Origin of the sequence: Flavobacterium sp. ov086 (assembly GCF_900187965.1) — a bacterium.
Taxonomy (GTDB): domain Bacteria; phylum Bacteroidota; class Bacteroidia; order Flavobacteriales; family Flavobacteriaceae; genus Flavobacterium.
Map to the genome: position 1 here is coordinate 46683 of NZ_FZNL01000024.1, position 15183 is coordinate 61865.

The following is a 15183-nucleotide window of genomic DNA, read 5'->3' on the forward strand; positions in this document are numbered from 1 at the left end:
TTACAATTATATTATTTTTGGAAAATATTTTTTTTTCATGGAGAAAGTAATTCCTTTTACTGTAAATGATTTAGCAAAAATCACAAATCACCGAAGCGGTGAAATAAAATTTGGAGAAAAAATGATTGTTATTCCCAAGGGAGTAGACAAACTCAATTTCTTAAAAGAAAGTGAAGCTAAATATGTGCTTTTGGGAATACCCGAAGACATTGGCGTTCGCGCAAACTTTGGCAGACCCGGAGCGGCTTCTGCATGGGAAAGTGCCATTAAAAGCATTGCAAACATTCAGCACAATCGTTTTTCAAAAGGCAGCCAGATTATTGTTTTAGGGCAAATTAATGTCACCGAAGAAATGCGTGATGTCGAAAATCTTGATTTCAACGATATTGACGACCGATCGAAACTAAGCCAGTTAGTAGAAAAAATTGACAAAGAAGTTTCACATATTATTTTTACTATCGTAAAAGCAGGAAAAACCCCCATCATTATCGGTGGAGGTCATAATAATGCTTACGGAAATATAAAGGGCTCGGCTTTAGCCAAAGGAAAACCAATAAACGCAATTAATTTTGATGCTCATTCTGATTTTAGAATTCTGGAAGGACGTCACAGCGGAAACGGTTTCTCATATGCCTACGAAGAAGGTTTCTTAAAGAAATACTTCATCTTTGGTTTACATGAAAATTACACTTCAAAAAGCGTTCTGGATATCATTAAAAAACTAGAAGATCGTGTTCGCTACAATACTTACGACAGTGTCAATATTCGCAAGGAGAAAGATTTTAGCAGAGAAATGGCTTTAGCTTTAGAATTTATCCGAACAGATTCTTTTGGAATTGAAATTGATCTGGATGCAATTCCTAACATCGCCAGCAGCGCCATGACAATCAGTGGGTTTTCTGTAGAAGAATTAAGGCAGTTTATATCCTTTTTTGGACAACATAAAAATGCTACTTATTTACATATTTGCGAAGGCGCACCAGATTTAGACAATTCTCCAAACAATAATTTAATTGGTAAATTAATTGGGTATTTAATAACTGATTTTATTAAAGCTAACAACGAAAAAGAGTAATCCCTTAGAATGTTAACTCCTAAAAATCAAGCCATTTACCAAATAAAACAAGTTTCAAATAAAGGATTGACTGAATAAACCTATCTTTGCACAGAATTTTAGTAATTAAAACTAAATTCTTAATACCTAAGATATGTTATTCGAAGATTTATCACTTTCAAAAAGTATACAAAAAGCCGTATTTGAAGAAGGCTACTTAAATCCTACTCCTATTCAGGAACAATCTATTCCGATTGTTCTCGCAGGAAGAGATTTAATTGGTTGTGCACAAACAGGTACGGGAAAAACGGCTGCTTTTGCCATTCCAATCATACATCAATTACACCGAATTGTTGGCTCATCAAAAAAAGCTAAAGTAATTCGTGCTCTTATAGTAACTCCAACACGTGAATTAGCGGTACAAATTGGTCAAAGTTTTGACACTTATGCAAAATACACCAACTTAACTCAGCTGACTATTTTTGGAGGAGTTTCACAAAATCCGCAAGTAGATACACTAAAAAAAGGTGTTGATATTCTGGTAGCAACTCCCGGAAGATTACTAGATTTACAAAAACAAGGTTTTCTGGACTTAGATCATTTACATACTTTGGTTTTGGATGAAGCTGATCAAATGCTTGATATGGGTTTTATAAACGATGTAAAAAAGATCGTAAAACTAACTCCTAAAAACCGTCAAACATTATTGTTTTCTGCAACTATGCCAATCGCAATTCGCGAACTGGCTGAAATGTTCCTTCAAGATCCTGCTAAAGTAGAAGTTTCTCCAGTTTCATCAACTGCTGAAAATGTAGAACAACGCGTTTATTTTGTTGAAAAAACAGAAAAAAGAAACTTATTATATCATTTAATAAAGAACGAAGATCTATCAAATGTTTTAGTTTTCTCAAGAACTAAACATGGGGCAGATAATGTTGTTAAAGCACTTCGCAAAAAAGATATTCCGGCAGAAGCGATTCACGGGGACAAATCTCAAAATGCGAGACAACGTGTTTTAGATGCTTTCAAAAACAAAGAAGTTGGTGTTCTTGTAGCGACTGATATCGCAGCAAGAGGTATTGATATTGACCAGCTGCCATTTGTAATTAATTTTGACCTACCTAATATTCCTGAAACTTATGTCCATAGAATTGGACGTACAGGTCGCGCTGGAAATGGTGGTGTTGCAATTTCTTTTTGCAGTAAAGATGAACAGCCTTATTGGAAAGACATTCAAAAGTTAATAAAAGTTGATGTAAAAGTTATCACAGATCATCCGTATCAGTGGCATTCAGGAAGTCCGGAAGCAACGGCCGAAAAGCCTAAAAATTCCAACCGAAGCGGTGGTGCTCACAAATCGAGAAAATCAAATGCTTCTAAACAGAATAAAAAACGCTGGTATTAATCTTACTCCCGCGAGATAAGCATTATAAAAACAGTTCTAAACACGAATTTCATCAATTTACACAAATTCTAACAGGTTAATTAACCTTGTTTGAGGAATTACTTTCACAAACGAATTAGTGACAATTGATGAAATTCGTGTTTTTTTTTATACTTGTATTGTACTAATCAATACTTTTTGCTTCATTTATTAAGTAATTTATAATCTTAAATAACTTAACCGGTTCAAATGGTTTTATTATAATATCATTTATTCCGGACGAAATTGCCTCTTCTGCTATTTCATCTTTATCAAAAGCTGTAAGCGCTACAATTGGTGTTTTTATGTCTTGCAGACGAATCCTTTTGGTTGTTTCAAATCCATTCATTAACGGCATATTTATATCCATTAGAATAAGATCAAACTTTTCATTTTCTAAGATTTTAAGGGCTCCAAAACCATCGTCTACAACTTTACAGATATAATTATTTTTTTCAATAATTTTCTTTGTTACCAACTGGTTAATCAAGTTATCTTCAACAACTAGTATTTTATAAACTTCGTTTGAAGTCAAATCAACCTCAATTTCCTCAATAATATTTTTTGTTTTCTGAGGATCATATTCAAACGGAATCATAAACGAAAAGGAAGTTCCTTCTCCTATATTACTTTCTAAACTTATTGTACTTCCAAAAAGGCCCAATAATCGTTTTACAATACTTAATCCCAGTCCGGTTCCCTGATAATCTTCATCTTTCCTTCCTACCTGAACAAATTTTTCGAAAATTTTCCCCTGATCAACAGCTGCGATTCCAACACCATTATCTTTAATAAGAAAATCCAGAAAATATAATTTTTCTTCTATTCTATCGAGATTTACAATAATTTCTACTTCTCCGTCTTTTGTAAATTTCAAAGCATTACTAACCAGGTTCATTACAATCTGAGCTAGTCTTAACTTGTCTCCAATTAAATATTCCGGAATATCCGGATCAATCGATACATTTATTTTATTATTGTTTTTCTGGGATAAAAAGGAAAGTGAGTTTTTTATCATTGTAATTTCATCCGAAATATTAAATGTCAAACTCTCCAGAACAACTTTGTTCTCTTCAATTTTATTGATTTGAAGAATATCATTTACTAAAGACAATAAATATCTGGCTGAAAATTTCAAAGCACTTAAATGCTGACTTTGCGACAACTCTTTATGTTCTTCAAGAAGCATATTAGTTATCCCCACAACTCCATAAAGCGGTGTGCGCAATTCATGGCTTATTGTAGAGATAAACTGGGTTTTAAGCATTGAAGCTTCTTCTGCAATTTCTTTTGCCTTTAAAAGCTCCAAATTATGCCTTTTCTTAAATCTTATATTTTTTACCAGAGTGACAATTAATAAAAGAAGAATTAAGGAAATAACAATGAACAGAATAACAATAATTCTTGATTTCTTTAGACTTTGATACTGCGTTATTTTTTCGTTTTCAATTTTATCAATTTGCCTTTTATATTCGTCCAATTCGAGATTAAAACCTGCAATAGATGCTTTTTTAAGCTTGTCTTCATTATAGATTTGTTCTGTTATTTTATTATAAGCAGATAAATTAGTGTAAGCATCTTTATATTTCCCACTCTTATTCAAAAATTTTGAATACTCCAGATGTGCATAGGAGAGATCGATTTTTTCTATATTTGTTTTACCTAACTGTATTGCTTTTTCAAAATAATCAAGAGCTTTCAGATTGTCGTCTTTGTAACTGCAATACATACCATTTAACATATTAACAATTATGACGGTATCATCATCTCCAATTTTCTTTTGGTTATTATTTACAAAGTTCAAATAAGGATATCCCTTTTCAAAATTACCAATATCAAAATAGGACCACGCGAGATTGACATTTGTAAAATATATCTGGCTCAGATCCTTGCTTTTAGTGCTTAATTCGATGGATTTTTTATAAAAATAGATTCCTCGTTTATACTGTTTCTTTTCAAAGCAATATATATTCCCAAGATTGTTATACAGCATATTCTTAAAGCCATCATTTTTTGCTTTATCGGCATAAAAAAGACTTCTTTTATAAAAAAAAATTGCTTTGTCATATTCTCCCAAATCGTTATAATTAGCTCCGATTATATTATACGAACGGGCAATAAAATAATCATTTTTGGCAATTGTTGAGTGATTGAGCGCAACTCTGGAAATAATTAAAGATTTTTCGAAATTTGACTCTCTATAATTGGAAAGTGCCTCTAATATAAGTTTATCGATCTTTTCTGTTGGTAAATTACTCTGTGCCCATAAATTAAAGGAAAGAAAATTTAACAATATTAAACAGTAGAAAAAGATTCGAAATCGAAACATAATTTGGAAATATTTATTCAAATATACATTATTACGACAAAAAATAACAGCTTGATTTTTACAAAGTTATTTTTTGTTTCATCATTTAATAATAACGTTTAACAAAAAAGATAAACTTGCGTTTGAATCTTAAAATTTAAACAATCTCAAGAGCACATGCATAGAGAATATATCAAGATTTTGCAAAAAAAAACCAACAATCTAAATTTAGCTAAAAACCAAAAAATACTCAAAATCCAATAACATTTTAACACTATAAATGAAATAAAATTTTATCTTTAACAAAATTTACAAACACAAGCCCCAAGTGTTTTAGAAGATTGGTGCATTAAAACAAAAATTATGTTAGAAAACTTTTTAAAATTTACAGAAGTAGAAAAATTGACTAAAGCACAACAAAAAACTATCCAAGGCGGAGATGTTCCACCAGATGATGAAGAAGGAAGAAAAGGAAAAGTAGCAGCATAATTGCTAAATAAGTTTGTAGTTTGAAATATTTCCTCAACTACAAACTATTACTAAAAGTAAAACCGTAATAAGTATAAACTCATTACGGTTTTTTTTATGAAGTAAATTAAGCAATACTTAACTTTCGATTTCTAAATTTGAATTCTCCTCTTTATCATCTTCCCATTGCCCAACAACAGATGTTGCCAAAGCATTTCCTAATACATTTGTTGCGCTTCTGAACATATCACAAAAGTGATCAATTGGCAAGATCAAAGCAATTCCCTCTACAGGAATTTTAAACATTCCGCAAGTAGCCGCAACAATAACCAAACTAGCCCTTGGTACTCCCGCAATCCCTTTACTGGTTAACATTAAAACCAAAAGCATCGCCATTTGCGTCCCTAAGTCCAGATGTACACCGTAAAACTGAGCGATAAAAATACTGGCAAAAGTCATGTACATCATACTTCCGTCAAGGTTAAACGAATATCCAAGCGGCAGCATGAATGCTACAATTTTATCTTTAACTCCAAAATCTTCTAATTCTTCTGTTAATTTAGGAAAAACGGCCTCACTACTTGTTGTTCCAAACGCAATTGCCAATGGTCCAATAATACGTTTTAATAATTCAGTCATTCTTCCTTTTAAGAAAATATAACCTACAGCGATCAAAACCACCCATAATGTACTGATTCCTATCAGAAATGATCCAAAGAATTTAAAATAAGTAATGATCAATTCTTCTGCATCTCTAATAGCAAATACTCCTGCAATGGCACCAAAAACTCCAATTGGAGCAAAGTTCATTACATAGTTTACCATTTTTAAAACAATATGCGAAGCTTTATCAAAAGCATTTATAATTGGCTTTACAGTACTTCCTAATGAAGCTGCTGCTAATCCAAAAAAGATAGAAAATATTACAATCTGCAAAATTTCATTGGTTGCCATTGCTTCAAAAATACTTTTAGGAACAATATGTTCCACAAAATTCTCAACAGACAAGATTTTTGTTTTAGCGGTAACCTCACTAGCTGCAGACATATCAACATGATCCAGCTTCAAACCTACTCCCGGTTCTAAGATATTTACATAAAACAATCCAATCAATAAGGATATAAAAGAAGCAGTAAAAAACCATCCAAGTGCTTTTCCTCCAACTCTTCCCACCGTTTTTATATCTCCTAACTTTGCAATTCCCACTACTAACGTGGTAAAAACTAAAGGAGCAATAATCATTTGCACTAATCTGATAAAGATCGTTGCAAGCATTTTTATTTTATTACTAAACGAAAGTGCTGTTTCCGGCGAAATCGAATTGTGAATAATAATTCCCAGAGTCGCTCCAAGAACCATTGCAATTATAATTTGCCCTGTTAAGCCTTTAATAAATGATTTTTTTTTAGTTTCTGTAACTTGCATTAATTTACTTTTTTAGATTAAAATATCAAGACCCTCACTGTCTTAACTTTTATTAATATGTTTTGTTGATTAAATAAAAATCAGCCAAAACAATTGCCGCCATTGCTTCAACAATTGGCACTGCACGAGGCACTACACACGGATCATGACGGCCTTTACCCGTCATTGGTGTAATATTTCCTTTATTATCTAATGAATCCTGAGTTTGCATGATAGTCGCAACCGGTTTGAAAGCTACTCTAAAATAGATATCCATTCCGTTGCTGATTCCTCCCTGAATTCCTCCTGAAAGATTTGTTTTTGTAGTTCCGTCCGGATTGTATAAATCGTTGTGTTCGCTACCCTTCATTTCAGAACCGGAAAATCCGCTTCCGTATTCAAAACCTTTTACTGCATTTATAGAAAGCATTGCCTTTCCTAGTTCAGCGTGCAATTTATCAAAAACCGGTTCGCCTAAACCAACAGGAACGTTTTTAATTACACAGGAAACAACTCCACCAACAGTATCTCCCTGTTTGCGGATATCACGAATATATTCTTCCATAATTGCTGCCGATTTTTCATCCGGACAACGAACAGGATTGCTTTCTATTTTAGAAAAATCTAAATCCTGGTATGGCGTATTCAAATGAATTGGACCAACTGAAGAAACGTATGCATTAATTTTAATTTCCGGCAACATTTGTTTTGCAATTGCACCAGCTACTACTCTACTTGCAGTTTCTCTTGCAGAACTTCTTCCGCCACCGCGATAATCACGAAAACCGTATTTTTGGTCATAAACATAATCAGCATGACTTGGTCTGTAATTATCTTTTATGTGAGAATAATCATCTGATTTTTGATTGGTGTTCGGAATAATAAAACCAATTGGAGTTCCTGTAGTTTTACCTTCAAAAATACCGGATAAAAACTGAACTGCATCCGGTTCTTTTCTTTGTGTTACGATTGCTGATTGTCCCGGTTTTCTACGAGACATTTCAACCTCGATTGCTTCCAGATCAAGTTCTATTCCAGATGGACATCCATCAATAATTCCGCCTAAAGCTTCACCATGAGATTCTCCAAATGTAGTAACTTTATATAGGGTGCCGTAGCTATTTCCTGCCATTGTATTTAGTTTTGAGCAAATGTAAGTTTTATGAATTAAATTAAAAAATTTAAAATTAGTATTATTAAGAAAGGGTTGCGGCCAATAAAAATCACAATTTATTAAAATTGTCGCCAAATTGGTAACCTTTTGATAAAACAAATCTGACTAGAGTTTCTTTTATTTGCTAAACTTCAAAAACGAAAAATTGAAAAAACGAAATGTTGAATTGGTCATCCTTTCAGATGTCCATTTGGGAACTTACGGAAGTCACGCTAAAGAATTAAACAACTATCTATCAAGCATTAAACCAAAAACATTAGTCTTAAATGGTGATATTATTGATGCTTGGCAATTTAGAAAATCCTATTTCCCAAAAGCGCACTTAAGAGTCATTCAACGCATTATAGGGATGGCTTCGAAAGGTACAAAGGTGTATTATATTACTGGAAACCATGATGAAATCCTTCGAAAATTCAGTGATATGAATATGGGAAATTTTGCTTTAGTCGATAAATTAGTTTTAGAATTAGACGACAAAAAAGCATGGATTTTTCACGGAGACGTTTTTGACGCTTCTGTTCAGCACTCCAAATGGATTGCTAAACTTGGAGGTTTAGGTTACGATTATCTAATTCTTACCAATCGTTTTGCAAATTGGTGTCTGGCAAAACTAGGAAGAGAACCTTATTCATTCTCTAAAAAAATTAAAGCGAGCGTAAAAAAGGCTGTAAAATTCATTTCAGATTTCGAAACTACTGCAACAGATTTAGCGATCGAAAAAAAATATGATTATGTAATTTGCGGACACATTCACGAACCAAAAATCATTACCAAAGAGAATAAACACGGATCTACTTTATATCTAAATTCGGGAGATTGGGTCGAAAACCTGACCGCTTTAGAGTACCACAAAAAGCGTTGGAAATTATATTCATACGCTGAAAGTAATTTTACTGAAGAAGAAAATCTTTTTGAAATGGAAGACATTTTAAGTTCACAATTAATTTCTTCAATTATCCTGAACAAATAACACTATAATTCTTAAAACACTCTGATTATAACAGATAACACTATTTTCATGAAATTTCATTGGTTTCAAAAATGTGAATTATATAACAATTTCAAATAATTTTATACGTTTGAGAATGGTATCCCACATTACATTTGAAGAAAATTAATAACCAATTTTATGAAAAAAATAATTTTATCAGCCATTATGCTATTAGGATTAGCGTTTACGGCTCAATCACAAGAAATTTCGAAAAACGCTTTAGGAATCCGTTTAGGAGACAATAACGGTTTTGGCGGGGAAGTATCCTATCAATTGGGTTTAAACCAAAAAAATAGACTTGAATTTGATTTAGGATGGAGAAACAGTAGTGATGTAGATGCAATTAAAGGTGTTGCCCTTTATCAATGGGTTTGGAATATTGATGGTGGTTTTAACTGGTATGCTGGTGTTGGTGGAGGATTAGCAGCTTGGGATCACGATTATTACAACAACAACTACAAATATAATGATAGTGGAACTTATGTATTTGCTGCAGGAGATATTGGTATTGAATATAGATTTAGTGAAGCACCAATTACACTTTCATTAGATGCAAGACCAGAAATTGGTTCCGGATATTATGACGATGACAACTTTGGATTTGACGTTGGATTAGGCGTTAAGTTTAGATTCTAAATAAAAAATAATTACATAAAAAAACCTGTCGCATTAACGACAGGTTTTTTTTATGTATTATCAATCTGAGCGAAGTCGAAGCCCTCGCAAGCTTTCAAGTCTTCGACTTCGCTCACGGTATTATTTCGAGCCTGACATAAAATTTATTACTTGATAATAATATCCTTTTTAGAATGTATTTTCACAACCGTATAAGGATATGTAATCACCTGCATTACCATTGCATCCGGAGCAGGATTATTTTCTTTCACAGTAATGATAATATTTTTATCCGTTTCCTCTACTTTCTCAACACCAATAGAATATCCGCCAGTGTTTTTCTCCCCCATATTCAGGATAACATAATTTGAATTACCAATATCTGTCTGTTTCATTTTACTTGTCAAAAGCGGATCATTTTCCAACATTTTGATTTCATTAGGTTCAGTCAGAATCTCAAAAAACTTGATGTTTCCTCCCCCATCAGATTGCTCTGTCAAAACTTCGTATAAAACCTTTGAATCTGATGTCTTTTTTACTCCACAAGAAACGAGTAGCAAAACTACTAAGGCCGAAATTATTTTTTTCATTTATCTTTATTTTAAGATTGCTGTTTCTCTGCCTTATAATCATCAATTGCTCTTTGATACAAAGCCTCATATTTAGGTAGAATATTTTTGATATCAAACTTCTTCGCTACTTCAAGCGCATTTGCCTTAAACTTATTCAGAGTTTCATCATCTTTTAGGATTTTAATTGCATTTGCAGCCATTTCCTCCACATTTCCAACATTGCTCAAATATCCTGAATAACCATCAAAATTAACTTCAGGCAAACCACCGGAATTACTCGAAATCACAGGAACTCCGCAAGCCATCGCTTCCAGTGCTGCCAAACCAAAACTTTCTGTTTCTGACGGAAGTAAAAATAAATCTGTCAGACATAAGATTTTATCAATTTCATTACTATTTCCAAAGAAAATCACCTTGTCGTAAATTCCTAATTCCATACATAAAATCTCCGCTTTTTCTTTTTCCGGTCCATCACCAACCATCATTAATTTAGCAGGCATTACTTTCTGAATATTATAGAAAATCTTAATAATATCCGGAATACGTTTTACCTTTCTAAAATTACTGATATGAGTAATGATACGCTCATTTTCCTTCGCCATTACATAACGATGACAAGGCTCTTGCGGGTCTTTTCTGACTTTATCCAATTCAATAAAATTTGGAATTACCCTAATCTTATTTTTGATTTTAAACAACTTCAAAGTATCATCTTTCAGACTCTGAGAAACTGAAGTCACATAATCCGATTTATTGATACTAAAAGTTACTGCAGGTTTATAAAACGGGTGATTTCCAACCAGCGTAATATCCGTTCCGTGAAGTGTTGTAATCATCGGAAGATTAATTCCTTCATTTTTCAGCATTTGCTTTGCCATATACCCCGCATATGCGTGAGGAATAGCATAATGCACATGAAGCACTTCGATTTTATACAATTTCACCATATCAACCAATTTACTTGACAAAGCCAACTCATAAGGCTGATAATGAAAAAGTGGATATTCCGGAACGTTTACTTCGTGATAATGAACATTAGGATTCAAAAGTGCCAACCTAACCGGCTGACTATAAGTAATAAAATGTATTTCGTGTCCGCGTCTGGCTAATTCAAGGCCTAATTCTGTAGCAACTACACCACTACCGCCAAATGTCGGATAACAAACTATAGCTATTTTCATGTATTAAATTTAGTTCTACGAAAGTACTCAAAAATCACGTTTAATTGAAGTTTTAGATTGTTAGATTTTTGTGAATATTAGTCCGCAGATTATTAGATTGTTAGACTAACTTAGAATTTTAGACTAGCTTAGAATTCAAGATTACTGAATTTTAGAATCATGATAAATCCAGTAGAAATCTCAAGATCTTCAACCAAACTCATAATTCATAACTTGTAATTCCTCATTATTTTCAGGAGCAGAAAAATTAATTTTCAAAAAAAGCTTTTGTCCCGCTGTCCACTATATCTTTTATGGTGAACCCCACCATAAAAGGATACCACTCCCATCGGGGCTAGATTAGAAGCTTTTGGTTTTATAAGATCTTTTCTTCCCGAAACCTCGGGATAAAAACCTGTCCCTTTTGTCGCAATTCCTCTTTGTCAAAGTTTTGAACTTTGACAAAGATTTTCACAATATGTCGTAAAACTAAACGCAACTTTTACTACCATCTAAAAAACAAAAAAAGGCACAAAAACTAAATTTTGCACCTTTCAAATATTATATAAATTTCTTTTAGAAAAATCTGCTATGCCAGCTATCAGCAGCAGGAACTTCCCAAGATTCATTGTATTCTTCAATATTGTTTACAAGATTATTGAAAACAATTGTATTCTCAGAAACCGATTTATCTTTAACCATTTTCTTGAAATCAATCAATGGTTTGTGTGCGATATGCTCACCAAGTTTAAAAGTAACGTTCATTTTATCTAACAGATCAACGTTGTACTTTTTCTCTAAACTCTGAATAAACTCTACCGAACTATCGATAGAACATCCTGTAGCTGCTTGTACATCTTGATTTACAGCCAAAATAATGAATCGGTTGTATTTCAATTGATACGAAGCTTCTAAACTCGTTCCGTGTGCTGCCCAGCCTTCAACGAAAGCTTTCAGGTCAGTTTCTATTTCAGAAAATTCTTCCTCAGAAAACTTTCTGTTTGATTGATAAATCCAAATTCTGGATTCACCAGGTAAATCTTCAAAAGGTATATACATTTTAATCTTTCTTTTAGTTTTTTTTGTTTCAAGTTTCAAGTTTCAGGTTAAAACCTTTGAACCTTTGCAACTTTGAACCTCAAATTTTACTGTTTCTCTATTTTGGTAAGAATTTTAAAATACCTGAATTCTTTGGCTTTTGAATCAAACAACTCAATCTCAGTGTAACTTACCTTAAGCTTATCTTTTTTCTTAATTTCATTATTAGTCAGCAATGGAGCCGTATCAAAAGAATCTAATAAAAGAAAACTATAATTTCTACCAGTTTGATCTTTTAATTGCAAAGTCACAAACTGCTCCCATTTAATATCAATTACTTCACCAGAAACAAAAGAATCCTCTTTCTCAACTTCTTTCTCTTCTTTTATAGCACTTCTTCCTAATTCTATAATTACATTAGGACATACTTGCATCATTTTTATAGCTACATTTTCTCCTAACTTAGTCATACCTTCTACATCCGAAAAATCAACTTTCTCTGAAGGCTTAAACTCCGACATATGATCTGTATAACTTTTAATCATACATACTCCTACTTCAGTTTTAAAATCTGCAGCAGATAAATTCGGGTCTTTGGCTTTTTTAGTTTCTAAACATTGACAAGTTTCTTTTGCAATAACTTCCAGAACATCTTGAGAATAAGATGCCACACTACAAAGCAAAACAACTAATAAAAATATTTTCTTCATATTACAAATCCTGCGCATTAGCAATTAGCTCCGCAATATCCATTACTTTTACCTGCCCTTCTTTTTCCTGATGTTTAATTCCATCTGTCAACATTGTATTACAAAATGGGCAACCTGCTGCAATAATATCCGGTTTTACTTCTAATGCATCTTCGGTACGCAACACATTTACTTCTTTGTTTCCTGGTTCAGCATCTTTAAACATTTGTGCTCCACCTGCTCCACAACACAAGCCATTTGCTTTTGAACGCTTCATTTCGACTAATTCAACATCAAGTTTCTGAATCAAATCTCTTGGAGCTTCATAAACTTTATTTGCTCTTCCTAAATAACAAGGATCGTGAAAAGTAATTTTCTTTCCTTTAAATTGCCCGCCTTCAACTGTCAATCTTCCATCATCTATTAATGACTTTAAAAACTCAGTATGATGAATTACTTCATATTGACCTCCTAATTCAGGATACTCATTTTTTAAAGTATTAAAACAATGCGGACAAGCCGTTACGATTTTTTTAGCTTCATATGCATTCAAAACCTCGATATTCATCATGGCTTGCATTTGAAACAAAAATTCATTTCCGGCACGTTTTGCAGGATCTCCGGTACAACTCTCTTCAGTACCTAATACTGCAAATGAAACATTGGTACGATTTAAGATTCGCACAAATGCTTTTGTAATTTTTTTTGCTCTATCATCAAAACTCCCTGCGCAACCAACCCAAAATAAAACTTCCGGTTGTGTTCCCTGGGCTAGCATTTCAGCCATTGTTGGCACTACTAAACTTTCTGACATCTTCTTTTGTTGTTAAATCGGTTAATTGTTAATTTGGTTAATCGCTCTCTTGCAATAACCCTTTCGCTAACATTAACACAGAAATTTATTTTATTAATCCATTCAACGGTTAAACAAATAACCAATTAAACGGTTTTCGTTTTAGTTTTCGTTTTTCCAGTTCAATCTGTCTTGCTGGCTATATTGCCAAGGCGCTCCATTATTTTCAATGTTTGTCATCATGGCATTCAATGACATTGGAGCAGCACTTTGTTCCATAACCAAGTAACGACGCATATCCATAATAATAGACAACGGGCTAATGTTTACAGGACATTCCTCAACACAAGCATTACATGAAGTACATGCCCATAATTCTTCAGGCGTGATATAATCGTTCAATAATGTTTTATTATCCGGAACAAAAACACCTTTATTGGCATCAATATTTTTTCCAACTTCTTGCAAACGATCTCTTGTATCCATCATAATTTTACGAGGAGACAACTTTTTACCCGTTTGGTTTGCTGGACAAGACGATGTACAACGTCCACATTCTGTACAAGTATAAGCGTTTAGTAATTGTACCCAGTTTAAATCCTGAACATCACTAGCTCCAAATTTACTTGGAACAGCATTTTCATCCACAGGAGCGGCTGCAAACGGATCTGCATTTGGATCCATCATTAATTTAACCTCTTTAGTTACTGATTCTAAATTATCAAACTGTCCTTCCGGATTTAAGTTTGCAAAATAAGTATTTGGGAAAGCTAAAAGTATGTGTAAATGTTTTGAGAAGTATAAATAGTTCATAAAAACTAAAATACCGGCGATATGCAACCACCAGAATACTTCAAACAACAAAACAACCAATTCGTTTGACATTCCATTAAAAATTGGCGCTATAAACTGACTCACCGGAAAACTTCCTGCTTTATGAAAAACTCCACCAGGAACATTTTGCAAATGAAGATCAGAAGCATTCATTAACAGAAACAAAATCATCAAAACTGTTTCAAAATACAAGATATAATTGGCATCACTTCTAGGAAAACCATTTAAATCAGGATTAATGAAACGTTTTAATTTAATGACATTTCTTCTAATCCAGAAAACGGTAACAGCAAAAATCACAAGTAGTGCTAATATCTCAAAAGAAGCAATCAAAATATCATAAACAACACCTAAATAAGGCGCAAAAACTCTATGCGTCCCTATTAAACCGTCGATTATGATTTCGAGTAATTCGATATTAATAATTATAAATCCAACATATACGAAAATATGAAGTATTCCAGCTACAGGGCGTCTCACCATTTTTGATTGCCCAAGAGCAATCAATGCCATGTTTTTCCATCGTGCTTTAGAATTATCTTTTCGATTTACATCTACTCCTAAATTAATATTTCGGATGATTTTTTTTACGCTCGATGCAAAAAAACCGAAACCAACAATTAGAAGTATAGCGAACAAAATATTATCTAAATAACTCAT

General features: G+C 33.0%; 14 protein-coding genes. 5 read left to right on the top strand and 9 right to left on the bottom strand.

Features of this window, described 5'->3' with window-relative positions; translation table 11 throughout:
• The first annotated feature begins 37 nt into the window (after window positions 1-37).
• Entirely contained in the window at window positions 38-1075 is a 1038-nt protein-coding gene (locus CHB81_RS21685; RefSeq protein ID WP_089353928.1) for a formimidoylglutamase, read from the top strand.
• Window positions 1076-1208: 133 nt separating this feature from the next.
• Window positions 1209-2459 carry a DEAD/DEAH box helicase gene (locus CHB81_RS21690; RefSeq protein WP_089353929.1) on the top strand — a complete coding sequence of 417 codons (1251 nt, stop codon included), beginning with the start codon at window positions 1209-1211 and terminating at the stop codon, window positions 2457-2459.
• A gap of 163 nt (window positions 2460-2622) precedes the next feature.
• On the opposite strand, the gene CHB81_RS21695 is transcribed toward CHB81_RS21690, so the two are convergent.
• A complete protein-coding gene (locus CHB81_RS21695) occupies window positions 2623-4770 on the bottom strand; it encodes a response regulator (RefSeq protein WP_254921227.1) in 2148 nt (715 codons plus the stop codon).
• A 378-nt stretch (window positions 4771-5148) separates the two neighbouring features.
• On the opposite strand from CHB81_RS21695, the gene CHB81_RS27200 reads away from it, so the two are divergent.
• Window positions 5149-5274 (top strand): hypothetical protein, encoded by a 126-nt coding sequence (locus CHB81_RS27200; RefSeq protein ID WP_254921228.1) that lies wholly within the window; start codon window positions 5149-5151, stop codon window positions 5272-5274.
• 117 nt (window positions 5275-5391) lie between these two features.
• On the opposite strand, the gene CHB81_RS21700 is transcribed toward CHB81_RS27200, so the two are convergent.
• Both CHB81_RS21700 and aroC read right to left on the bottom strand, forming a co-directional pair.
• Entirely contained in the window at window positions 5392-6678 is a 1287-nt protein-coding gene (locus tag CHB81_RS21700) for a dicarboxylate/amino acid:cation symporter (protein WP_089353931.1), read from the bottom strand.
• Between the two features lie 52 nt (window positions 6679-6730).
• Window positions 6731-7789, bottom strand: coding sequence for a chorismate synthase (gene aroC / locus CHB81_RS21705; RefSeq protein WP_089353971.1), 1059 nt, complete (start codon window positions 7787-7789; stop codon window positions 6731-6733).
• A gap of 187 nt (window positions 7790-7976) precedes the next feature.
• Between aroC and CHB81_RS21710 the strand changes: the two genes are divergently transcribed.
• Window positions 7977-8801, top strand: a complete 825-nt coding sequence (locus tag CHB81_RS21710; RefSeq protein ID WP_089353972.1) for a UDP-2,3-diacylglucosamine diphosphatase — start codon at window positions 7977-7979, stop codon at window positions 8799-8801.
• Window positions 8802-8960: 159 nt separating this feature from the next.
• Window positions 8961-9458, top strand: coding sequence for a hypothetical protein (locus tag CHB81_RS21715; RefSeq protein WP_089353932.1), 498 nt, complete (start codon window positions 8961-8963; stop codon window positions 9456-9458).
• A gap of 146 nt (window positions 9459-9604) precedes the next feature.
• Here the strand turns inward: CHB81_RS21715 and CHB81_RS21720 are convergent, their stop codons facing one another.
• From CHB81_RS21720 to CHB81_RS21745, 6 genes are all read right to left on the bottom strand, one after another.
• On the bottom strand, window positions 9605-10027 hold the full coding sequence (locus tag CHB81_RS21720) for a protease complex subunit PrcB family protein (RefSeq protein WP_089353933.1): 423 nt from the start codon (window positions 10025-10027) through the stop codon (window positions 9605-9607).
• A gap of 11 nt (window positions 10028-10038) precedes the next feature.
• Window positions 10039-11190, bottom strand: coding sequence for an N-acetyl-alpha-D-glucosaminyl L-malate synthase BshA (gene bshA / locus CHB81_RS21725; protein WP_089353934.1), 1152 nt, complete (start codon window positions 11188-11190; stop codon window positions 10039-10041).
• Between the two features lie 555 nt (window positions 11191-11745).
• Window positions 11746-12228 carry an ABC transporter ATPase gene (locus tag CHB81_RS21730; protein WP_089353973.1) on the bottom strand — a complete coding sequence of 161 codons (483 nt, stop codon included), beginning with the start codon at window positions 12226-12228 and terminating at the stop codon, window positions 11746-11748.
• An 86-nt stretch (window positions 12229-12314) separates the two neighbouring features.
• On the bottom strand, window positions 12315-12917 hold the full coding sequence (locus CHB81_RS21735) for a hypothetical protein (RefSeq protein ID WP_089353935.1): 603 nt from the start codon (window positions 12915-12917) through the stop codon (window positions 12315-12317).
• Between the two features lies 1 nt (window position 12918).
• The gene (locus CHB81_RS21740; RefSeq protein WP_089353936.1) at window positions 12919-13710 is read right to left on the bottom strand and encodes a (Fe-S)-binding protein; all 792 of its coding nucleotides are present in this window, start codon (window positions 13708-13710) and stop codon (window positions 12919-12921) included.
• A 141-nt stretch (window positions 13711-13851) separates the two neighbouring features.
• Window positions 13852-15183 (bottom strand): (Fe-S)-binding protein, encoded by a 1332-nt coding sequence (locus CHB81_RS21745; protein ID WP_089353937.1) that lies wholly within the window; start codon window positions 15181-15183, stop codon window positions 13852-13854.

What these genes read in the sequence shown, in the direction of transcription:
- CHB81_RS21685 (WP_089353928.1), top strand. Translation starts at nt 38, where the DNA reads ATGGAGAAAGTAATTCCTTTTACTGTAAATGATTTAGCAAAAATCACA.
- CHB81_RS21690 (WP_089353929.1), top strand. Translation starts at nt 1,209, where the DNA reads ATGTTATTCGAAGATTTATCACTTTCAAAAAGTATACAAAAAGCCGTA.
- CHB81_RS27200 (WP_254921228.1), top strand. Translation starts at nt 5,149, where the DNA reads ATGTTAGAAAACTTTTTAAAATTTACAGAAGTAGAAAAATTGACTAAA.
- CHB81_RS21700 (WP_089353931.1), bottom strand. Translation starts at nt 6,678, where the DNA reads ATGCAAGTTACAGAAACTAAAAAAAAATCATTTATTAAAGGCTTAACA.
- aroC (WP_089353971.1), bottom strand. Translation starts at nt 7,789, where the DNA reads ATGGCAGGAAATAGCTACGGCACCCTATATAAAGTTACTACATTTGGA.
- CHB81_RS21715 (WP_089353932.1), top strand. Translation starts at nt 8,961, where the DNA reads ATGAAAAAAATAATTTTATCAGCCATTATGCTATTAGGATTAGCGTTT.
- CHB81_RS21720 (WP_089353933.1), bottom strand. Translation starts at nt 10,027, where the DNA reads ATGAAAAAAATAATTTCGGCCTTAGTAGTTTTGCTACTCGTTTCTTGT.
- bshA (WP_089353934.1), bottom strand. Translation starts at nt 11,190, where the DNA reads ATGAAAATAGCTATAGTTTGTTATCCGACATTTGGCGGTAGTGGTGTA.
- CHB81_RS21730 (WP_089353973.1), bottom strand. Translation starts at nt 12,228, where the DNA reads ATGTATATACCTTTTGAAGATTTACCTGGTGAATCCAGAATTTGGATT.
- CHB81_RS21735 (WP_089353935.1), bottom strand. Translation starts at nt 12,917, where the DNA reads ATGAAGAAAATATTTTTATTAGTTGTTTTGCTTTGTAGTGTGGCATCT.
- CHB81_RS21740 (WP_089353936.1), bottom strand. Translation starts at nt 13,710, where the DNA reads ATGTCAGAAAGTTTAGTAGTGCCAACAATGGCTGAAATGCTAGCCCAG.
- CHB81_RS21745 (WP_089353937.1), bottom strand. Translation starts at nt 15,183, where the DNA reads ATGAGTTATTTAGATAATATTTTGTTCGCTATACTTCTAATTGTTGGT.